This window comes from Streptococcus peroris ATCC 700780, assembly GCF_000187585.1.
In the GTDB taxonomy this organism is placed as follows: Bacteria; Bacillota; Bacilli; order Lactobacillales; family Streptococcaceae; genus Streptococcus; species Streptococcus peroris.
In genome coordinates this window covers 1264112-1285543 of the sequence record NZ_GL732463.1, presented here as the reverse complement: position 1 = coordinate 1285543, position 21432 = coordinate 1264112, and the positions used below count along the sequence as shown (strand labels likewise).

Sequence of the window (21432 nt, the reverse complement as noted above, 5' to 3'; positions counted from 1 at the left end):
CTTTTCTCTTTCTAACAATTAACTAAATTGGCGTAAAAACCATCCTGGGTGATTAATTCCGTATGCTTTCCCTCTTCGACAATCTTCCCCTGATTCAAAACGACCACTTTATCCACCCGCTCAGCAATAGTCAAGCGATGTGCAATGAAAATCAGTGTTTTATCTAGACTCATGAGATTTTCCATAATCCGCTTCTCTGTTAAGATATCCAGACTACTTGTTGCCTCATCCAAAATCAAAATTGGTGCATCTGTCAAGAGAGCACGTGCCAAAGCAATCCTCTGACGTTGACCACCAGAAATTCCAACGCCATCAGAAGTTAATTCCGTTTGGTAATTCAAGGGCATACGCTCAATATCTTCACGGATTTCTGCTATCTCGACTGCACGTAGTATATCCTCTTGAGTCGTATCCTCCTTAGCTCCAAGGAGGAGATTTTCTAAAATTGTTCCATTGAATACATAGGGTTGTTGGGGTAAATAGTTGATATGTTGGCGTAAGGATTTTTTATCAATCTGATTCAAATTCATACCTCCCAACCTGATTTCTCCCTGACTCGGATTATAAAAATTAACCATCATCTTAGCCAAGGTTGACTTCCCTGAACCCGAAACTCCTACAAAAGCTATTTTAGAACCTTGTTCGATAGTCAAATTAATGCCAGATAAAATATCTCGACCATAATCATACCTGTAGTGAATTTCCTTGAAGGTCAGATCCCCATGAATCATGCTCAAATCCTCTACTATTTTCTGCTCTTCAAACTCAGATTTAACTTGATACACTTCATTGAGTCGGTTATTTGCAACTTGAGCCGTTTGAAGTTTACTCTGAAGATTGATAATATTCTCTAATGGATTTGTGAAATAAAAAAGAAGTGCATTATAGGTAATTAACTGTCCCAAGCTCATTTTCCCATCCATTACAAGATTAGCCCCCGTCCATAAAATACAGACATTTAATAAAAGTTGAGCAAGTTTTTTAAGAGCTTTTTGCTGGCTTTCTGCTTGACCATAAGTAAAGGATTTTTTTAGATAGTCCACAAATTCACTATCAATCTTTTTGTAGCGTATTTTTTCGCTAGTCAAGGACTTAATCGTTTCAATGCCATTGATGTCCTCTATGATAGAAGACGATAAAGTTGCATTGGCTGCCATGGTATCTCGATTCATCTTTTCAAAAGGCTTCATAAAAGCGACAATTATTATAGTATAGATGGGAATAGCCAATAAAGTCATAAAAAAGAGATTGCTGTTTTGTACAAATAAGATTACCGAGATAATCAACACAGTAGATATATTCAAAAAAACTGAAATAACGGCTGAAGCTACGGCGTCTATGATACTATTAGCATCTGTAAATCGTGATATGATTTCTCCTGTTCGACGTGTTGCAAAAAAAGACATGGGTAAATCGAAAACATGTTTAATATAAGATAAAATAATATCAATTGATAAACGTTGCCCTAGAACATGTAATAAATAATCCTGAGCATAGGATAAAATCTGTTGAAGAATATAAACAATAATCAATCCGACTGAAATAATGCCCAAAGTCGATGATGTCTGATTTGGTACATAGGTATCAATAATAGACTGTAGATAGTAAGAACCGACAATATTAATCAAGGTCACTAGAAAAGCCGCTAAAATGATATTCACAATCAACCCTTTCTGATTTACCAAAATAGGTAGAAAAGAAGTCAAATCCTGTTTCTTGTCCTGATGAGGCTGATAATTTGGAGCAGGAGCCATAAAGATAGTTGTCCCCGTCCATTCTTCTTCAAATCTCTCACGCGATAGTTTGGTCAATCTAATATCTGGATCTGGATCAGCTATATGAATACTCTCCTTATCATGTCCAATTACTACATAATAATGAAGTAATTCTCCTTCCTTCAGTACATGAACTAGAAAAGGCAGGGGCAAATCAGGTAAATCAAACAAGGTCATATCTGCTTGAATAGCTTGAGTCTCAAACCCTAGTTTCTCTGCAACCTTCACAATCCCTAAAGCTGTTGTTCCATTTTTAGTTGTCTTAGCTAATTCACGCAAACGAGCTATTGAATAGTAGCTCCCAAAATAGCTAAATACCATAGCTAGCGAAGCAACTCCACAGTCCATCTGGTCCATCTGTGGGCGGTAGTGTTTTTTCTTGAATTTCATAACCTTATCCTTTTTTCTAATAATCTATTGAAAAAATTTTGTAAGATTATTTTATCCAAACGCAGTACAAAAGTTAAAATTCTTTCTATAAAAACAGTATCTACACTTAAACTACACTGTTAAACCATTAGAAAGAACATATGAATTTATAAAATCGTTAGATTAAATGCTCTGCTAATCACAGAAACTGTTTAGATGAACTTCAAGAGTATGAATATACTTAAACCTAGTAAAATGAGATAGGTAACTAACCGTAGAATCAAAACCTTTACTCAGACCACTTATCCAACTATTCGAGATTAGCAAAATTCTATAAAAAAAAAAGGAAGCAAGTCTGCTTCCTTTTTTATTAGATTATTAGTTATTCAAAGCTGCTGCCATTGTAGCTGCAACTTCAGCTTCAAAATCATTTGAAGCTTTCTCGATACCTTCCCCAACTTCAAAACGAGCGAACTCAACTACTGAAGCGTTAACTGATTCAAGGTATGCTTCAACTGTCTTGCTGTCATCCATGATGTAGACTTGTGCAAGAAGAGTGTAGGCTTGGTCAACTTTAGTGTTGTCAAGCATGAAGCGGTCCATTTTACCTGGAATGATTTTATCCCAGATTTTTTCTGGTTTACCTTCTGTAGCCAATTCAGCCTTAATATCAGCTTCAGCTTGAGCGATTACTTCGTCAGTCAATTGTGCTTTTGAACCGAATTTCAAGTGTGGAAGTGCTGGTTTACCAACCATTGCGCGACTTTCGTTATCTTGGTCAATCACGTGGTTCAATTGAGCCAATTCATCTTTTACAAATTGTGCATCCAATTCTTTGTATGAAAGAACTGTTGGTTTCATCGCAGCGATATGCATTGAGATTTGTTTAGCAAGCGCTTCGTCTCCACCTTCGATTACAGAGATAACACCGATACGTCCACCATTGTGTTGGTATGCTCCGAAGTGTTGTGCATCTGTTTTTTCAAGCAAAGCAAAACGACGGAATGAGATTTTTTCACCGATTGTAGCTGTTGCAGATACATATGCAGCTTCAAGTGTTTCACCTGAAGGCATTGTCAAAGCAAGTGCTTCTTCGTTGTTAGCTGGTTTTCCTTCAGCAATTACTTTAGCTGTAGCATTTACCAACTCAACGAATTGAGCGTTTTTCGCAACGAAGTCAGTTTCAGCATTTACTTCAACTACTGCTGCAACGTTTCCGTTAACATATACACCAGTCAAACCTTCCGCAGCAACACGGTCAGCTTTCTTAGCTGCCTTAGCCATACCTTTTTCGCGAAGCAATTCAATCGCTTTTTCGATATCCCCTTCAACTTCAACCAATGCTTTCTTAGCGTCCATAACACCAGCACCAGATTTTTCACGCAACTCTTTAACAAGTTTAGCTGTAATTTCTGCCATTTTGATTCTCCTATATTTTTTAAAAATAGGAGAGCCGGGCTAAGCCCCGCCCTCCTAGGTAATGATTACTTATTTGAATTAAGCGTTGTCGCCTTCTACAACTTCAACGATTTCTTCGATTGAGTCAGCTTGTGCTTCTGAAGCTGCAAATTCAGCTTCAACTGCTGTTGCATCTTCACCTTGACGACCTTCGATGATAGCATCAGCCAATTTAGCTGTAATCAATTTTACAGCGCGAATAGCGTCATCGTTAGCTGGGATAATTACATCGATATCATCTGGGTCAGTGTTTGTGTCGACCATCGCTACAACTGGGATACCCAATTTCTTAGCTTCCTTAACAGCGATTTGTTCTTTATGTGGATCTACAACGTACATTACATCTGGGATACGAGGCATATCTTCGATACCACCCAAGAATTTTTCAAGACGTGCACGTTGTTTGTTAAGAAGTGCAACTTCTTTCTTAGGAAGAACTTCAAAAGTTCCATCTTCTTCCATACGTTTGATTTCTTTCAAACGAGCGATACGTTTTTGGATTGTTCCCCAGTTTGTAAGAGTTCCACCCAACCAACGGTGGTTGATGAAGTATTGACCTGAACGTACTGCTTCTTCAGCAACTGCATCAGCTGCTTGTTTCTTAGTACCAACGAACAATACAACTGCATCGTTAGCTGCTGCATCACGCATAAAGTCATATGCTTGGTCAGCGTATTTTACAGTTTGTTGCAAGTCGATAACGTGAATCCCGTTACGTTCAGTGAAGATGTACTTAGCCATCTTAGGGTTCCAGCGACGAGTTTGGTGACCAAAGTGTACACCAGCCTCGAGAAGTTGTTTCATTGAAATTACTGCCATGAGTATTTCTCCTTTTTGTTTTTTCCTCTTCTTGATTTCAACTTGCAAAACGACCTAAAGGCAACGGCTTCACAATTCATCAAGAATGAGTATTATCGTTCACACGACAAATTTTATTTTACCATAATTATAGGGTTATTTCAAGCAACATTCTTATTTTTTTCATTGAATCATCAATTACAAGTTCTAAAATAAAAGCACCTCAACATATACTGCTGAGATGCTCTAATAGCTAATTTTTTTAATTCAATATAGTGACAAAATAATTAGTTTGTCCTATCTACTCCGAAGCTTCTTGCGAATTTTATAGGCTATATTAAACAAGAAATACAATGAACTAGTTGGGTAATTAAATTCACCAGCAAATTCCTCTATAGTGGGATTAAATTTAGATTTAAAATTAAATAACCCACCTTCTAAACTATTTTCAATTCCACCCATATTATGAGTCTCTGCCCCACGTTCAAATGAATGTTGGGCAGTCTCAAACCATGTTGGAATAGCAGGTTGATAGTGTCTAAACTCTTCATTCATCCCCGCGTATAAGTTCTCAGAAGCTTTACCAAATTCGATCGTCAAAGTCGCGGATAGTGGAACAACACTATCTCCTCTATCAATACAACTCTTAAGAAAAGAAACTTCTTCCTCTAATCGTTTTCTCTCTTGCTGATTCTCTTTTATTTTGCCTTCTTTCGTTTTATCAGTAAATTTCTGTGCTATTTTTAGATTCTTTTCAAGTTGCTGCTCAACTTCTTCCAGTCTATTAGGCAAATCTATATAGCTCATTGTGATAAAGGAGTGATTAGGATAAGTGTTCAGTAATTTCTGATAATAATCTTTTCCTCGTAAACTAATATTTTTGCGATTCTCTGTTTTCTTCATTAAAAATGAAAACTCATCTAATAAATCGAGTCCGCCAAATTTCACTTCCAATCCTTTATTTTTTGCAGTTCGGATTGCCTGTCTAGTAGACTTAGAAAGTTGATCTAGTGAGAAATTTTCTTTATGAATATTAGCTTGAAAACGCGGTTGTATGTTTTCCGCCATATCCTTTGTTAAGCCTGTCCAATGAACTTTATTCCTCTGTAATTCCTCTACGATTTCTAAAGTTCTAGAATCCTGAACAGATTCTTGACCAATAAAAGTTCGACTGATAAATAGACTTGGATCAAATTTAACCATTATTGCACGGCTTTTTTTAGCAAGCTTTTTCAACGATAAAAGTACAAATTTCAGAAGTTCTTTATCAGTATAATCAATAACTGGACCACGTGGAATATAGAACATAGAAAGCCCTAATGGAAGAGGTTGAATTAAAATATTCGCTACCCCAACCAATTGGTCATCTTTATAAAACCCAACTCGCTCATTCCCCCAGGTATTCTTTATCTTGGACCAATCACTACTTTGCAATAGATTTCCTTGAGGATGATTTTGTAAAAATAAATCCCACTCTTGAACATCAACATTCATTTTATAAGTAAACATAATTCCAGTACCAACTCTCTTAAAATCTATTTTATCTCCACCAACTTGTTTATGTGCTAATTCTCTATATTTCATCTAGTTTTACCTAAACGAATGAAAATAATATGTCAATGACTAATCATGATATGATGAAATTTATTTTTTAAACACTATACAAAGGGTGAGATTCATAAAACCTCACCCTAAATTGAATAATAATCAGTATATTAGTTTGGATAAATGTATCTTACTGTACCACGTGATGCTGTAGGATTAAACCATCCACGGTAATTTCCGATTGGTTGAGTACCACTACCATCATAGTTACATTCTGAAACTTGGATACGTGTTGTTGACTCAACGGCAGTAACAACCGCTACGTGTCCATAGCCACCATCATCCCAACAAGCAATCGCACCAACTTGTGGTATAGAACCTGTACGGAAACCTGCTGCTGCTGCACTAGTAGCCCACTGACCACCATTACCCCAGTAATCACCAGCCCATGGAGCCAAGGTCTTAGCACCCCACGTACATTGACCTGCAGGGTAACTAGAAGCGTTTGAACTATAAGTTGGTAGTTGACTTACAGTCGTTGCTGCGGGTGTGTAGCTTGAATCATCATCTGATGATGAAGAAGAGCTTGAAGTTGCTTGTACTTGTGCAGCAAAAGTTGTGTTAGCTGAAGCTGCAAGCGACTGTTGTTGACTTGCTTGTTTAGCTTTATAAGCTGCCTCTGCTTCTGCTGCGGCTTTGGCTTCTGCCTCCGCTGCGGCTTTCTTCTCTAACAAGCTAGCTTTATCGTTCTCTGCTGTAGCTTTTTCAGCTGCAAGATTTAACTCAGCTACTTTCAATTCTGCTTGTTTTGTTGTCAAAGCTTGAGCATCGTCAGCAAGCGTTTGTTGATTTGCAATAACTGTATTGATTGCTTCGTTGTTTGCAACTTGTTTTTCAGAAATAGCTTTCTTATCTTCTTTTTGTTGCTCCAACATCTTGTTATTGGCTGATACGATTTCACTCATAGCTGCTACACGAGAAATAGCTTCTGTGATTGAGTTAGAATTGATAATCGTGTTAATGTAGCTTGTAGCAGTTCCGCTAGTTTGGGCACTGCGAGCTTGGTTTTCAAGTGATTCATTACGAGCTACGATATTTTTTGAAAGTTCTGTGATTTCACCTTCAAGCTTTTTAGATTCTTCTTGAAGTTTTTCATTCTCAGTTTGTAACTTTTCTTGTTCAGTTTGAATAGCTGTAACCTTAGTTTGAACCTCATCTACTTGTTTTTGAGCTTCCTTCTGTTGCGTTGTCAACTCACTAATTTTGCTATCCTGAGCAGCAATTTTTTCATCTGTTGTTTCAGCTTTAACACTGGAAAGCACAGCTACTTGTGAAACTAATACTGTACTTAACATAAGTGATGTTAGGATTTTTTTCTTCATAAATGTAAATACTCCTTCTTTAAAAAGACAATACTAGTATATCAAAAAAAGGCTTAATAAATATTACGCCTTTATTACATTTTTGTTTCTTTCTTATAGATATATTTTTTCAAAAATATATTGGAAAATTAACATCCATATACAGTTCAATATCATTGTAGGAACTAGACCATAAACTATGAATACTGATAGATTCTCAGCAGATAGCCCTACAAGATGAGCTAGCAGGAAACTACCAAACTCAAATATGAAAGTCATCATTAAAACAGCTAGTAGTCGAGTCCATCTATTTAACAAAATGACAGAATTCCTTTTATACACAACTGCTCCAATAATCACGAATAAAAGACTGGCAATCCCTATCAAATGAAAGAAGTAGATATCATATAAAAGTCCTATTGCCAGGCAATAAGCTAAAAATAGATACTCTGATACTTCTATCGTCTCAAACAATAGGAAGATAAAGATAAAGTGGCTAACAAGTTGAAAATGTGGGAAAAAGCTATTTACAAACTGCCCCAAATGGCTATCTATCAAGAGAATCATGGGCAATAGCAAAAACATTCCTATCTGCTTAAAAAGTCTCATGACGGATTCCCCACTAACTCTACGACCTTAAGATTTATTGGATTAGTATGCAGTTTAACCATAACTTCTCTTGCCAGATAGTCATTACTATGCGTTACGGATACGACTTCTCCGACAGGGATGTCCGTAGCGTTAAAGTTTCCCAAGCCTCCGGTTACCACTTTATCGCCTTGGCTTACATCTCCATTGCTATTTAACTGACTGACCTTCAGCAGCTCTTTTTCCTTATCGTAACCGACAATAATCCCATAAATGCTAGTAGAACCATGCTGGATTTTAACAGAAATCTTTTCTGTATTTTCAGCATTTGTTAATAGATTGACCACAGTTGAGTTGTTTTCTACTCTTTCCACACTTCCAACCAACCCTCCACCAGCAACAACCAGCATGTTCGTTGTTGCTTCTTGTTGTGAGCCAACATTAACGGTTAATTCTTGTCTCCATGTTGCCGGAGATCTCATGATGACATCCGCAGCAATTAGCTTGGTCACAGTTAATTTTGACTTCATGTCTAACAGTTGGCGCAGTTGTTCATTTTCATCTTTTAACCGGTCCGCTTCATTCTTTTCCTTTTCCATTTGATAGAATTCTTTTTTGAGAGTTTCATTCTCGTTATAAGCTCTTGTCAAACTTCCTAAATCAGACTTTATAGATTCCAACCATTGAAATGGTTTCTGCACAATTCTGTCAATCAGAGAAATCCCATCTCCAGCCTTTGTCACAACTGCACTGGACCGTGTCGTCACTAAAAAAGCTGAAACTATCAATGCAACGACAAATAGAACAATGATATATTTTGATTTTTTAAAACGGTTCATACCTCTACCCTATCTCATTCTATACTACACTTTAGGATTTCAATAAAAATAGAATAACACCCAAAACACAAATAAGTAATAGAGTTGCACTATCTTTATTCATCCATTTCAACTGTCGATACTGACTACGTCCATTCCCTCCTTGATATCCTCTAGCTTCCATAGCTGTAGCAAGAGAATCCGCTCGTTTCAAACTTGTAGCAAATAAAGGAATCAAAATGGGAATCATAGCCTTAACCTTTTGGATTACATTACCTTCCCCAAAATCTACACCACGCGCCTTTTGAGCATTCATAATGCGAATCGTATCATCCATTAAGGTTGGTACAAAACGTAAACTCATGGACAACATGAGCCCAACTTCATGCACAGGAACCTTCAGCTTTTTTAAAGGCCCAAGCAAGGATTCAACTGCTGTTGCTAAGCTGAGTGGCATGGTTGTTAACGTAAGTAAGGTTGAGAAAAAGATGATCAACACAAAGCGGCAAAAAATAATTCCTGCCTGTTCAATCCCAAGACTTGTAATTTTTATAAACCCAATCTCAAGCAAGACATCGCCACCAGATATAAAGAACAGTTGAAAAAGAGTTGTAAAAGCAATCAGAAAAAACATAGACCGCAAACCTTTTATGAAAAAAGATAAGGGAACTTCTGATAAAGCTACAAAGATGCCAGTTGCCACGAAAAGAATTATATTTGTTATTGGATTATTAGCCCAAAAAACAATCATAATTAATAAAATCATCGCCACTAACTTACTACGAGGATCCAGACGATGAACAATCGAATTTCCTGGTATGTAACGACCTAAAATCATATTATCCATTGATGAACTCCTTAAACTCCTCTATCGTTATCGGCCATTGTTTAAAAGAAAACCCTCTGTTAGCTAGTCTTTGAGCAAATCTTGTAATTTTTGGAACACCTAATTGGATTTTTTCCATAAATTCAACCTGTTGAAAGACAAGACTTGGTTTCCCACCTTTCACTAGCTTTCCTTTTTCCATCACATATACTTGGTCAGCAAATTCGGCAACGTCATCCATCAGATGGGTTACTAAAACAATCGTTATGCCGTCTTGATGAAGCTTTTTAAACAAGTTCATCAACTCTTTTCGACCAATTGGATCCAAGCCTGCGGTTGGCTCATCTAAAACTAAGATCTTAGGTTCCATTGCTAAAATTCCAGCAATAGCAACCCTTCTCATCTGACCACCTGAAAGTTCAAACGGACTTCGTTCAAAGAGGGATTCATCAATTCCTACTAAAGCCAGTTTTTCACGCGCAATAGCCTCTGCCTCTTCTACAGAAACCCCAAAATTTTGAGGTCCAAAAGCAACATCTTTCAAAACTGTTTCCTCAAAAATTTGATTCTCTGCAAACTGAAAGACCAACCCAACTTGTTTGCGAATTTGACGAATTTGTTTATTAACTGATGTGGGTGTAATCAATGTATCAAAAACGCGAACACTTCCCTCTGTAGGAACGAGTAACCCATTCAAAAGCTGCAAAATTGTGGATTTACCACTTCCTGTATGCCCAATAATCGCAGTATAGGAACCATCTTCTATTGTCAAACTGACATCGGACAAGGCAGCTGAGGCAAAGGGTGTTCCTTCCTGATACGTATAACTAACATTGTCTAGAATAATTCCCATAAAGCCTCCTCAAGTTCCTCCTCGGTCAGGTAGTCCTCTGGCAATTTTAAACCACTAGCACGCAGTGATTGCTTTAATTGGTTGACAAAGGGTTGATCTAAGCCAATTTGATCTAAATCTGATCTAGAAAATAATTCTCTAGGAGTGCTTGTTGACTCAACTTCTCCTTTTTTCATTACCAAAACACGGTCACTCATAGCAATCTCATCTAAATCATGTGTAATGGAGATAACTGTCATATGTTGGTCTTGACGAATTTTCTGGACTATCTTAATCAACTCTAAGCGTCCCTCTGGATCCAACATACTTGTAGCCTCATCCAAGATTAAAATATCTGGTCGCAAAGCAACAACTCCTGCAATAGCTACCCTCTGTTTCTGACCGCCTGATAAACGAGATGGTTCCTTTTTAGCAAATTCAGCCATCCCAACCAATGATAGAGCCTCAGAAACTCGTTTCTTCATCTCTTCAAGTGGGATTCCTTGGTTTTCTAGGCCAAAGGCAACATCATCTTCGACTGTCGCTCCTACGAATTGGTTATCAGGGTTTTGAAAGACCATACCAATCTTACGTCTTTTTTCCCAGACATTTTCCGGAGTTAGGCAATCACCATCTATCCAAATTTCTCCAGACTCAGCCTCGAGCAAGCCGTCAATCAAACGAACTGTCGTTGATTTTCCACTGCCATTATGACCAACGATAGACAACCATTCTCCACGTTTCACGTGAAACGTAATATTATAAACATCATAGTGTTCTTGATCTGCCTGGTATCGAAATGACAGATTCTTAATTTCAATAATCGATTCCATATCTAGCGAAAGGTTCCTTTAAACAAATACGCACTTCCCTTGAAATAATCATAGCCAGAATAAACTGTAAAGAACAAGGCAATATAAAGAGTTATCTGACCAAGTACATTCCAATGGAATAATAAGAAGATAATCGCAAACATCTGGCTAAATGTCTTGATTTTTCCTGGCATTGCTGCAGCTAAAACAGTACCTCCGGTTTCAACTAAAAGCAAGCGCAAACCAGTAACTGCAAGTTCACGACAAATGATAATAGCCACCACCCAAGCAGGAGCCATATCGAGACCAACTAACATAATAAACGCTGACATAACCAACAACTTATCAGCCATTGGATCAGCGAATTTCCCAAAATTGCTAACGACTTTCCATTTTCTAGCTAAATAGCCGTCTAGATAGTCAGTGATACTTGCAACGGCAAAAATAATTGCTGCTATTTTATGTAACACAGGAGACGGTTCAAATGATAGAAGGAGAATAAAAATTGGAATAAATAAAATTCTACCGAGCGTAAGTATATTAGGAATATTTTCTTTTTTCATATTATCCTTCCTTATTTTGAACTCACTGTTAGTCTAATCCATCCAGTTTGACCGGTTAATTTCGACGTATCAATTTCTTGATTATCGATTTTGATTTTCACGCCTTTAACAACTCCTAAAGTAATCGTTACCGGAGAGCCTTTAGAAACCGTTGTTTTAGCTGTTTTATTATTTGGCTCCAGAGTCGTTCCTCCAGCTAAATTAGTATCTGAAACACTAATCCAACTTGTCGCATCCGATACAGAGAATTGAAGTTCGGCAGTATCTTTTGCAGTTTTATATTCTGCTGAAATAACATCTCCTTGACCTGAAACAGTCACAGTAGATGCCTCGCTCGAACTTGATGTGCTAGTGGTTTGGTTAGTAGTTGTTGATTCACTACTTGTTGCATTTGTAGTTGTCGTAACAACATTATAGTTGGCTGCAGTTGTCTCTATTGGTTGTGTTTGAATATAATTCCAAACATAGTAGGTTACGAAAAGTAAAATTGATAAAGAAAATAGAATGAAGTAAAAAAGTGGAAGAAAAGAACGTTTCTTACGATTAGAGCGTCTACGACCTGATAGCTCTATCTCATCAACATCAACCTCTTCATAGGTAATCATACTGCCCGAATCATAAGCGTCTAAAACTATATTTTCATCTAATTCAACTGCCCAAGCATACTTTCTCAAAAAAGAACGAGCATAAAAAGGACTAGGTAATTTATCAAAATCATCTGATTCTAGGGCCTCTAGCAAATCAAGTTGAATATCTGTCTTACGCTGCAACTCCTCCAAACTTAAACCTTGGTTAATTCTTGCTAAACGCAAAACTTCACCGATTGTTTTTTTTCTCATACTTCCCATTCCTTCTTTCTAGTTTATATTATTCCTCTAATTGATAATCATAGTGGAAAAATTGTATACTCAACTATTTCACTATTATCGATAAAATGATGCCCTACCTCTAGAACATCTTCCAAGGTTATTTCCTGTATAATTTTGGGCAAATCAAACAAGGTTGATTCGTCAGTATGTGACTGATACTGAGTCGCAATAAATTCTAGAGAATTCATATTATGGATAAATTCTCCATAAATTTCACTCTTTATTAAATCAAGATGCTCTTCTGACACATCCGGATCTGTTACAAAATTTTGAATCGCCTTTCGAAATTGGTGCGAAATGCCCACAGGTTCTTTTGTATCCATTGTCAACATTAAGAAATTAAAACGACGATTGATTTCAACTTCCAAGGATAACGAAGAATCTAGTTTCCCAGTTTCATACAAATTCTGAAATCGTTTTGACGTCCATCCAAACATCATCGTAAATAGCGCCTTCAATAAGACTCCATATCGATAACAATCCATATCCCCCATCTCAGTATTTGTTCGAACTCCAATAGCTAACTTAGGAGAAGCTACATCCATACGAATATTCTCCACTTTCTTCACAGGATGTAAAGCTACTTTTTCTCGCGGAGTTTCATCTATCGGATTCCCAGTATTTCTATTAGAAAAATAATCCTGTATCAATTCTAACTCAAAATTCCCGACAAGAAAAATATGGCTATTTATAGGAGTGTAAAACTCATCAAAATTATCTCGTAAATCTTCTAAACGAATAGCTTCTATAGATTTTTCAGTACCAACAATATCCGAAGCTAAAGGGGTTTTCGGATAAAGATTTGCAAGAGTTTTAAAGAATAAACAAGAATCTGGATCATCCCAGTACATTTCGCGCTCTTGCTGGATAATATCCTTTTCACGTTCAACTGATTCTTCAGTGATATGAAAACTTGTAACGAGTTCTTCAAGCAAATTCAAACACTCTATAACGCGATCAGATGTTGAAAATAGATAGCTAGTATTTGTAAAGCTTGTAAAGGCATTGCTTTCTGCTCCTAGTTCAGTAAAAGCAGCCATAATATCTTCAGAGTTTTCCCTTTCAAAAAGTTTATGTTCTAAAAAATGAGCAATTCCATTAGGATATGATTTCTTTTTTCCATCTTTAGCTGTAAACCCTGTGTCAACTGAACCAACTTGAACAGTTGCCACACCATATACCTCGTTAAAGTCATTTTTTGGAAGTAAAGAAACTGTCAAGCCGTTTTTTAATATTGCTTGATAAAGAGTTTCCTTTACAGCAGGATAATATTTCTCTTGAAAAGTTACTCTAGTCATTCTGCTCCTTCCATAAAATAAATTGCCTGCAATTTCAAACTAGATGCCACCCTACAGATTTCATCCCTGTCAACTTGCTCTAGCTGCTCTATCAAAGTTTCTTGGTCTAAAACTGATTTACCAAAAAAGATGCTTAAGTATTCTCTATCTATAATCGAATCTTGATTATCCTGACTCAACAACATCGTCCTACGAATCATTTCCTTAGTCTGATTGATTTCTACATCAGTAAATCTACCATTTTTTATAGCTAACAATTGATCGTTCATCAGTTTTCTTACTTTATTTCGATCCTGACGATTGATGCCAGCAAATAATCGCAAAAATCCACTAAAAAGATCTAAGTGACTGGATGCAGTATAGGCCAACCCTTCCTTTTCCCGAACTTGAGTAAATAATTTAGAATGTGGAAAAGCCCCTAGTAAACCATTTACAAGAAGTAAAGCCATTATTTGATCATCCCCATAACCAATTGCGCTATGGTAACCCATTTCTAGAATAGACTGACCAAGTTTTTTTCTGATGATTCCCTCTCTAAGAACATTTGAATACTCTTGTCGATATTGGATATTTACAGTTGTTTTACGACCTGTCAAGGGAAATTTTTTCAAATTTTCTAGAATTTCGACTTCATTAAAGTCTCCTAAGAAGAATAAATCTATTCTATCTTCGTTTAGCATTTTTTCAAAACTTGAATAACTCGTCTTAGAAGTCTCTTCTGAAATCCTAGAAATCAAATCTCTAGGAACTAACTGCATTGATTCTTCTTGGAAAAACAACTGATCCAATTCCTTATGTGCAGAGAAAAACGGGTCTTCTAATTCTGATTCCAGTCTAGCTAACAATTGTTTCTTTTCAATTTCAAAAGTATTTTTCTCAAATCCATCCTCATCCAACAAAGGATTAAATAAAACTTGATGCAATAATTCTAAAATTTGGGCAGTTAACACGTTTTTCTTACTTAAAAATTCATCTCGAACATAAGTAAAACTCACATCTACCAGATGACTTTGTCCTCTCCGATAGGCATGAGATGATAAATCTGCCCCATACAAAGCTGCCAAATGTTTCCTAAGAATTTGAGCTGTTGGATAAGTCTTATTTGCGGTTTCAAGCATACTGGCACTTAACATGCGACCAGAAATCAAATCCAGAGATAATGGAGCTGTGAAACGCATGGTTATTTTATTTGTCTTAAACTTTTTAGATTGGATAAAATGCACTGCAATTCCAGAGTATAACTCCATCTTTTACCTCCTTTTAAATAGAGTTCTATTATACCATGAAAACAAAAATTTTTCTTGTTCTCTTTGACTCTTTTAAAATTAAAATCGTTTTCATATCTCGGGTTTTCCCTCCACTATTTTAACTAAAATATGGTATAATACCAAAGATTGAGGTGAACTATGGAATACAAATTATTTGAAGAATTTATTACGCTCCAAGCTCTTCTGAAAGATCTTGGAATCATACACAGCGGTGGTGCTATTAAATCCTTTTTAGCCGACCATCTTGTATATTTTAATGGAGAATTAGAAAATCGACGGGGTAAAAAAATTAGGACTGGTGATACTATTGACATTCCTGATTTAAAAACACACATTGTTTTAGTTCAACCAAATCTAGAGGAACTAGAGGAGTTTCAACAAGACAAAATTGAGAAAGAGCATGTCGCTAAGCTTGTAAAGGAAATGAACAAGAAGGTACAAAAAAAAACAGCGGAAAAGAACCCTTCAACAAAAGCAAAAAGTGCACCACGTTTCCCAGGTAGGTAAATATGTGGCTGAAGAACCTATCTATTAAACAATTTCGTAACTACCGTGATACAGAAATTGAATTCAATCCAAAACTAAATGTTTTTGTCGGCCGAAATGCCCAAGGAAAAACAAATCTTCTTGAAAGTATATACTTTTTAGCCTTAACGAGAAGTCATCGAACAAAGACTGATAAAAATTTAATTCAATTTGAAGAAGAGAAACTGCAAGTTTCTGGAATCTTACAGAAGAAAACAGCAACTATCCCACTTGAAATCGACCTGACACAAAAAGGTAGAATTACAAAAGTAAATCACTTAAAGCAAGCACGCCTATCGGACTATATTGGTCATATGAATGTTGTCTTATTTGCCCCGGAGGATTTACAACTTGTCAAAGGAGCACCAGCCATTCGACGTAAATTCATTGACATGGAGCTAGGACAGATTAAACCGATTTACTTGTCAGACCTGTCAAGCTATAACCACATTCTTAAACAGAGAAATACTTATCTAAAATCCTCACAAAACATTGATGACACTTTTTTATCTGTCCTTGATGACCAACTTGTAGAGTACGGATGTCGTGTAATGATTCACAGGGCTGACTTTATACAGAAAATGGAACTTTTTGGCAAGAAGAAACACTTTGATATCTCAGACCAGTTAGAAGAGCTGTCAATTTGTTATCAACCTTCTGTAAACTTTATTGACAAAGAACATTTAGCTGATTCTTTCCATACAGCTCTTCAAAAAAGTAGATCAAGAGATTTATTTAAGAAGAATACGGGAGTTGGTCCTCATCGGGATGATATGATTTTCTTAATCAATGGAATAGATGCAAGTTTTGGTAGCCAAGGACAGCATCGTAGCCTAGTTCTTTCTATAAAACTTGCTGAAATTGAATTGATGGAAAGTATCACCAAGGAATCTCCAATTCTTTTACTTGACGATGTTATGAGTGAACTTGACAACACCCGTCAACTTAAATTGTTAGAAACTATTTCTCATAATATCCAAACCTTTATTACAACTACTAGTTTAGACCATCTTCAAAACTTACCTGATACTCTCAGTGTATTTACAGTAAACAACGGTCAAATAGTTGTAAATTAAAGTTTACAGTTTTGCCAAAATAAAAAACTCCTGTTTGACAGGAGATTTTTTTATTTACATTGAGTAGTTTGGTGCTTCATTTGTGATTTGCACATCGTGTGGATGGCTTTCTTTTAGACCAGCACCAGACATTTCGATAAATTGAGCATTGTCATGCAATTCTTTAAGATTAGCTGCACCACAATAGCCCATACCAGAACGGATACCACCAATCATTTGGAAGACGATATCAGCAGCAGCTCCTTTATAAGCAACACGTCCTTCAATTCCTTCTGGAACGAGTTTGTTTGCTTCATTAACAGAACCTTGGAAGTAACGATCGCTTGAACCCTTCTTCATCGCAGCAATTGAACCCATACCACGGTAAGTCTTGAACTTACGTCCTTGGAAGATTTCAGTTTCACCTGGAGCTTCATCTGTTCCTGCAAACATTGATCCAAGCATAACTGCATTTCCACCAGCAGCAAGGGCTTTAACAATATCTCCAGAATACTTGATTCCACCATCAGCGATGATTGTTTTACCATATTCACGCGCCACTGCTGCAGCGTCGTAAATAGCTGTAACTTGAGGGACTCCAACACCTGCAATTACACGAGTTGTACAGATTGAACCTGGTCCAATACCAACTTTAACAACATCAACCCCCGCATCATAAAGGGCGCGAGCACCTTCAGCCGTCGCAATATTTCCAGCAATTAGTGTACGATCTGGGAAGTGAGCACGAATCTCAGCGATCTTGCGAAGAACTCCTGCAGAGTGTCCGTGTGCTGTATCAATGACAATTGCATCTGCTCCCGCTTCAAAGAGAGCTTCCGCACGTTCAAATGTGTCAGAAGTAACACCTACCGCACCGGCAACTAGAAGACGACCAAATTCATCTTTAGCTGCATTTGGAAACTCAATCACTTTTTCTATATCTTTAATAGTAATCAAACCAGAAAGACGACCTTCTTCGTCAACCAAAGGAAGTTTTTCAATTCGATGTTCTTGAAGAATTCTTTCAGCAGTTTCAAGGTCTGTCCCAACTGGAGCAGTAACAAGATTCTCGCTGGTCATATGATTTGAGATAGGTTGATTGTAATCTGAAATGAAGCGAAGATCACGGTTTGTTAAAATACCAACTAATTTACGATTTTCTAATGTTTCAACTACCGGAACACCACTAATACGATAACGCCCCATTAGTTCATTTGCCTCAGCAATAGTGTGCTCAGGTGTCAAGAAAAACGGATCAATGATAACACCATTTTCCGAACGTTTTACCTTACGAACTTCATCGGCCTGATGTGCAATGGACATGTTTTTATGGATTACTCCAAGACCTCCTGCACGGGCAATAGCAATAGCCATTTGGCTTTCTGTTACAGTATCCATCGCAGCGGTAACAATTGGGATATTTAAAGTCAAATTATCTGCCAATTTTGTAGTCAAATCCGCATCATTAGGCAACACATGACTCTCTGCTGGAATCAGCAATACATCATCAAAGGTAAAACCTTTTTTCAAAAACTTAGTATCCCAATTAGACATTTGAAGTTTCCTCTTTTCTTTTTTTGAGCTCAGCTCTTTTTATATTGTATCTATCATACCATTCTATATGGATTTGTCAAATATATTTATAACAGAAAATATTAAAAAACTATCCCTCAGTTTTTAAGTAAGAGATAGCTTTTCAGTTCAAATTGTATTTTTAGTGAAAATAATCGAGACCCATTGCTGATTTTACTTCTGATAAGGTCTGACCAGCAACTTGACGAGCCTTCTCACTACCTTTTTGAAGCATATTGTAAACTTCACCCATATCTTTAGCATACTCAAGACGACGTTCACGAATAGGCGCAAGCTCTCTTTCTAAAATCTCAAGTAAGTAGCGCTTGGTCTTGACATCCCCAAGTCCTCCACGCTGATAGTTTTCTTTCATTTCAGTAATTTCTTGAACATCCTCAGGACGTCCAAATACATCTAGATAATGGAAAACCATATTTCCTTCAATCTTACCTGGATCCTCAACACGAATATGATCTGGATCTGTATACATACTCATCACTTTCTTTCGCAAAGTATCCGCATCGTCAGCCAAGTAAATACCATTATTGAGTGATTTCGACATTTTCGCATTCCCATCAAGACCTGGTAAGCGTCCGGCACCTTCATGCTCAGGATAAATTCCCTCTGGTTCTACTAAAACTTCACAGTTGTAGGCATGATTGAAAGAACGCACAATTTCACGTGTTTGTTCAATCATCGGTTTTTGATCGTTCCCTACTGGAACCAAATTCGCCTTAAATGCTGTAATATCTGCTGCTTGCGAAATTGGATAAACTAAAAATCCAGTTGGAATACTTTCTCCAAAGCCTTTTTGAGCAATTTCTGTCTTTACAGTTGGATTTCGTTCCAAACGAGCTAATGAAACTAGGTTCATGTAGTACATAGATAGCTCTGCCAATTCTGGAATCTGACTTTGAATAAAAATTGTTGATTTATTAGGATCTAAGCCCACTGCAAGATAGTCCAAGGCAACATTTCCAATAGATTCTACAATAGTTTGTGGATCTTTTGCATGATCTGTTAGAGCTTGCTGGTCAGCTAAAAAAATAAACATGTCATATTTATTTTCTTCTTGTAGTAAGACACGATTTTTCAAACTGCCAACGTAGTGCCCAATATGTAATTTCCCCGTTGGACGATCTCCTGTTAAAATAATGGGTTTACTCATCTTATTCTCCTTTGATATGATCCTCTCAATTATAGCATTTTTTTAATAAAAAGACAGATAATTTTTTTATTCAAACAATAGAGGCGTTCCCTCTTTCAACTGTAAAGGCATTGTCAATCTTCTTTACAGAAAATTGACAGACAAAAATTTGAATATTTCCGTATTTTCTAGTAGAATAAATATAATACACATATAGGAGAAAAACATTGCTTACAGTATCAGATGTTTCACTACGTTTCAGTGATCGTAAACTATTTGATGATGTCAATATCAAATTTACAGAAGGAAATACTTATGGCTTGATTGGGGCTAATGGTGCCGGAAAATCAACATTTTTAAAAATTTTGGCTGGAGACATTGAACCTACCACAGGTCATATTTCTCTTGGTCCAAATGAACGTCTATCCGTTCTTCGACAAAACCATTTTGACTATGAGGATGAACGTGCGATTGACGTTGTTATTATGGGTAACGAAAAACTATACAGCATCATGAAAGAAAAAGATGCTATTTATATGAAGGCAGATTTTTCAGACGAAGATGGTGTTCGCGCAGCTGAACTTGAAGGAGAATTTGCTGAACTAGGTGGCTGGGAAGCTGAAAGTGAAGCATCACAACTTCTGCAAAATTTAAATATTCCTGAAGATTTACATTACCAAAATATGAGTGAACTTGCAAATGGTGATAAAGTGAAAGTTCTCCTTGCTAAAGCCCTTTTTGGTAAACCAGATGTTCTTCTTTTGGACGAACCAACCAACGGTCTTGACATTCAGTCTATCACTTGGCTAGAAAACTTCTTGATTGACTTTGATAACACTGTTATTGTTGTTTCCCATGACCGTCACTTTTTAAATAAAGTATGTACTCATATGGCGGACCTTGACTTTGGAAAGATTAAACTATACGTTGGTAACTATGACTTCTGGAAAGAATCCTCTGAACTTGCTGCCAAATTGCTAGCAGACCGAAATGCAAAAGCTGAAGAAAAAATTAAGCAACTTCAAGAATTCGTTGCTCGATTCTCTGCAAATGCTTCTAAATCTAGACAGGCAACTTCACGTAAAAAAATGCTTGACAAGATTGAGTTGGAAGAAATCGTTCCTTCTAGCCGTAAATACCCATTTATCAACTTTAAAGCTGAACGAGAAATTGGTAATGATCTCTTGACAGTAGAAAACTTGTCTGTCAAGATTGACGGTGAAATTATCTTAGATAATATCAGTTTTATCCTACGCCCAGGTGATAAGACAGCTCTTATCGGACAAAACGACATTCAAACGACTGCATTGATTCGTGCAATCATGGGGGATATCGAGTATGAAGGGACTGTCAAGTGGGGAGTTACAACTAGTCGCTCTTACTTACCAAAAGACAATTCTGCCTATTTTGCAGGGGGTGAATCAATTCTGGATTGGCTTCGCCAATTTGCAAGTAAAGAAGAAGATGACAACACCTTCTTGCGTGGTTTCCTTGGTCGTATGCTCTTCTCTGGAGACGAGGTTAACAAACCTGTAAACGTCTTGTCAGGGGGAGAAAAAGTACGCGTCATGCTTTCAAAACTCATGCTTTTGAAATCAAATGTACTTGTACTTGACGATCCTACAAATCACTTAGATTTGGAATCTATCTCAAGTCTAAACGATGGATTGAAAAACTTCAAAGAATCTATCATCTTTGCCAGTCACGACCATGAATTTATTCAAACTTTAGCTAACCATATCATCGTTTTGTCTAAAAACGGTGTAATTGACCGTATTGATGAAACCTATGATGAATTTCTTGAAAATGAGGAAGTTCAAGCAAAAGTCAAAGAACTTTGGAAAGACTAAATTAGATTATAAAACTCAGTTGGTTTAATCCAACTGAGTTTTTATTTTTTCAGATCGTTAGTTACTTGTAACTTATTTGTTGATAGATCTGTAAATCAATTTA

Annotated in this window: 19 protein-coding genes; 3 read left to right on the top strand and 16 right to left on the bottom strand. The window is 36.8% G+C overall.

The genetic code is table 11. The features are described from left to right. Positions 1-11: 11 nt before the first annotated feature. The 14 genes from comA to yfmF all read right to left on the bottom strand — a co-directional run bounded on the left by comA (position 12) and on the right by yfmF (position 15159). Complete coding sequence (comA, locus tag HMPREF9180_RS08270) at positions 12-2165, bottom strand: peptide cleavage/export ABC transporter ComA (RefSeq protein WP_006146076.1); 2154 nt, start codon at positions 2163-2165, stop codon at positions 12-14. A 357-nt stretch (positions 2166-2522) separates the two neighbouring features. Continuing rightward, positions 2523-3563 (bottom strand): translation elongation factor Ts, encoded by a 1041-nt coding sequence (gene tsf / locus HMPREF9180_RS08265; RefSeq protein WP_006146075.1) that lies wholly within the window; start codon positions 3561-3563, stop codon positions 2523-2525. A 78-nt stretch (positions 3564-3641) separates the two neighbouring features. Next, positions 3642-4421, bottom strand: a complete 780-nt coding sequence (rpsB, locus tag HMPREF9180_RS08260) for a 30S ribosomal protein S2 (protein WP_025168745.1) — start codon at positions 4419-4421, stop codon at positions 3642-3644. Positions 4422-4697: 276 nt separating this feature from the next. After that, the gene (locus HMPREF9180_RS08255; protein ID WP_025168744.1) at positions 4698-5909 is read right to left on the bottom strand and encodes an aminoacyltransferase; all 1212 of its coding nucleotides are present in this window, start codon (positions 5907-5909) and stop codon (positions 4698-4700) included. Between the two features lie 206 nt (positions 5910-6115). Continuing rightward, positions 6116-7327, bottom strand: a complete 1212-nt coding sequence (gene pcsB, locus HMPREF9180_RS08250; protein WP_006146072.1) for a peptidoglycan hydrolase PcsB — start codon at positions 7325-7327, stop codon at positions 6116-6118. A gap of 93 nt (positions 7328-7420) precedes the next feature. Continuing rightward, on the bottom strand, positions 7421-7915 hold the full coding sequence (gene mreD, locus HMPREF9180_RS08245) for a rod shape-determining protein MreD (RefSeq protein WP_006146071.1): 495 nt from the start codon (positions 7913-7915) through the stop codon (positions 7421-7423). Beyond that, complete coding sequence (gene mreC, locus HMPREF9180_RS08240) at positions 7912-8733, bottom strand: rod shape-determining protein MreC (RefSeq protein WP_006146070.1); 822 nt, start codon at positions 8731-8733, stop codon at positions 7912-7914. Before mreC ends, mreD begins: the two co-directional genes overlap by 4 nt. A gap of 31 nt (positions 8734-8764) precedes the next feature. Continuing rightward, complete coding sequence (locus HMPREF9180_RS08235) at positions 8765-9559, bottom strand: energy-coupling factor transporter transmembrane component T family protein (protein WP_006146069.1); 795 nt, start codon at positions 9557-9559, stop codon at positions 8765-8767. Then, positions 9552-10391, bottom strand: coding sequence for an energy-coupling factor transporter ATPase (locus HMPREF9180_RS08230; RefSeq protein ID WP_006146068.1), 840 nt, complete (start codon positions 10389-10391; stop codon positions 9552-9554). Before HMPREF9180_RS08230 ends, HMPREF9180_RS08235 begins: the two co-directional genes overlap by 8 nt. Next, entirely contained in the window at positions 10376-11203 is an 828-nt protein-coding gene (locus tag HMPREF9180_RS08225; protein ID WP_006146067.1) for an energy-coupling factor ABC transporter ATP-binding protein, read from the bottom strand. Before HMPREF9180_RS08225 ends, HMPREF9180_RS08230 begins: the two co-directional genes overlap by 16 nt. A 2-nt stretch (positions 11204-11205) precedes the next feature. After that, a complete protein-coding gene (gene pgsA / locus HMPREF9180_RS08220; protein WP_006146066.1) occupies positions 11206-11745 on the bottom strand; it encodes a CDP-diacylglycerol--glycerol-3-phosphate 3-phosphatidyltransferase in 540 nt (179 codons plus the stop codon). Between the two features lie 11 nt (positions 11746-11756). Continuing rightward, a complete protein-coding gene (gene rodZ / locus HMPREF9180_RS08215) occupies positions 11757-12584 on the bottom strand; it encodes a cytoskeleton protein RodZ (RefSeq protein WP_025168743.1) in 828 nt (275 codons plus the stop codon). Between the two features lie 47 nt (positions 12585-12631). Further along, positions 12632-13912 (bottom strand): EF-P 5-aminopentanol modification-associated protein YfmH, encoded by a 1281-nt coding sequence (gene yfmH, locus HMPREF9180_RS08210; RefSeq protein WP_006146064.1) that lies wholly within the window; start codon positions 13910-13912, stop codon positions 12632-12634. After that, complete coding sequence (gene yfmF / locus HMPREF9180_RS08205) at positions 13909-15159, bottom strand: EF-P 5-aminopentanol modification-associated protein YfmF (protein WP_006146063.1); 1251 nt, start codon at positions 15157-15159, stop codon at positions 13909-13911. The genes yfmH and yfmF overlap by 4 nt, the downstream gene beginning before the upstream one ends. Before the next feature lie 159 nt (positions 15160-15318). Here yfmF and yaaA point away from each other — a divergent pair, with 159 nt between their 5' ends. Both yaaA and recF read left to right on the top strand, forming a co-directional pair. Then, positions 15319-15687, top strand: coding sequence for a S4 domain-containing protein YaaA (gene yaaA, locus HMPREF9180_RS08200; RefSeq protein ID WP_006146062.1), 369 nt, complete (start codon positions 15319-15321; stop codon positions 15685-15687). A 2-nt stretch (positions 15688-15689) separates the two neighbouring features. After that, the gene (gene recF, locus HMPREF9180_RS08195; protein WP_006146061.1) at positions 15690-16781 is read left to right on the top strand and encodes a DNA replication/repair protein RecF; all 1092 of its coding nucleotides are present in this window, start codon (positions 15690-15692) and stop codon (positions 16779-16781) included. Positions 16782-16835: 54 nt separating this feature from the next. On the opposite strand, the gene guaB is transcribed toward recF, so the two are convergent. Then, positions 16836-18314, bottom strand: coding sequence for an IMP dehydrogenase (gene guaB, locus HMPREF9180_RS08190; RefSeq protein WP_006146060.1), 1479 nt, complete (start codon positions 18312-18314; stop codon positions 16836-16838). Between the two features lie 160 nt (positions 18315-18474). Beyond that, positions 18475-19500 (bottom strand): tryptophan--tRNA ligase, encoded by a 1026-nt coding sequence (gene trpS / locus HMPREF9180_RS08185; RefSeq protein ID WP_006146059.1) that lies wholly within the window; start codon positions 19498-19500, stop codon positions 18475-18477. A 206-nt stretch (positions 19501-19706) separates the two neighbouring features. Between trpS and HMPREF9180_RS08180 the strand changes: the two genes are divergently transcribed. Next, positions 19707-21329 carry an ATP-binding cassette domain-containing protein gene (locus HMPREF9180_RS08180; protein ID WP_006146057.1) on the top strand — a complete coding sequence of 541 codons (1623 nt, stop codon included), beginning with the start codon at positions 19707-19709 and terminating at the stop codon, positions 21327-21329. Positions 21330-21432: the final 103 nt, after the last annotated feature.

Coding starts and splice junctions, on each gene's coding strand:
- HMPREF9180_RS08255 (WP_025168744.1), bottom strand. CDS start 5,909: ATGTTTACTTATAAAATGAATGTTGATGTTCAAGAGTGGGATTTATTT.
- recF (WP_006146061.1), top strand. CDS start 15,690: ATGTGGCTGAAGAACCTATCTATTAAACAATTTCGTAACTACCGTGAT.
- yfmF (WP_006146063.1), bottom strand. CDS start 15,159: ATGGAGTTATACTCTGGAATTGCAGTGCATTTTATCCAATCTAAAAAG.
- rodZ (WP_025168743.1), bottom strand. CDS start 12,584: ATGAGAAAAAAAACAATCGGTGAAGTTTTGCGTTTAGCAAGAATTAAC.
- HMPREF9180_RS08225 (WP_006146067.1), bottom strand. CDS start 11,203: ATGGAATCGATTATTGAAATTAAGAATCTGTCATTTCGATACCAGGCA.
- rpsB (WP_025168745.1), bottom strand. CDS start 4,421: ATGGCAGTAATTTCAATGAAACAACTTCTCGAGGCTGGTGTACACTTT.
- mreC (WP_006146070.1), bottom strand. CDS start 8,733: ATGAACCGTTTTAAAAAATCAAAATATATCATTGTTCTATTTGTCGTT.
- comA (WP_006146076.1), bottom strand. CDS start 2,165: ATGAAATTCAAGAAAAAACACTACCGCCCACAGATGGACCAGATGGAC.
- pcsB (WP_006146072.1), bottom strand. CDS start 7,327: ATGAAGAAAAAAATCCTAACATCACTTATGTTAAGTACAGTATTAGTT.
- yfmH (WP_006146064.1), bottom strand. CDS start 13,912: ATGACTAGAGTAACTTTTCAAGAGAAATATTATCCTGCTGTAAAGGAA.
- guaB (WP_006146060.1), bottom strand. CDS start 18,314: ATGTCTAATTGGGATACTAAGTTTTTGAAAAAAGGTTTTACCTTTGAT.
- HMPREF9180_RS08235 (WP_006146069.1), bottom strand. CDS start 9,559: ATGGATAATATGATTTTAGGTCGTTACATACCAGGAAATTCGATTGTT.
- mreD (WP_006146071.1), bottom strand. CDS start 7,915: ATGAGACTTTTTAAGCAGATAGGAATGTTTTTGCTATTGCCCATGATT.
- yaaA (WP_006146062.1), top strand. CDS start 15,319: ATGGAATACAAATTATTTGAAGAATTTATTACGCTCCAAGCTCTTCTG.
- HMPREF9180_RS08230 (WP_006146068.1), bottom strand. CDS start 10,391: ATGGGAATTATTCTAGACAATGTTAGTTATACGTATCAGGAAGGAACA.
- tsf (WP_006146075.1), bottom strand. CDS start 3,563: ATGGCAGAAATTACAGCTAAACTTGTTAAAGAGTTGCGTGAAAAATCT.
- trpS (WP_006146059.1), bottom strand. CDS start 19,500: ATGAGTAAACCCATTATTTTAACAGGAGATCGTCCAACGGGGAAATTA.
- pgsA (WP_006146066.1), bottom strand. CDS start 11,745: ATGAAAAAAGAAAATATTCCTAATATACTTACGCTCGGTAGAATTTTA.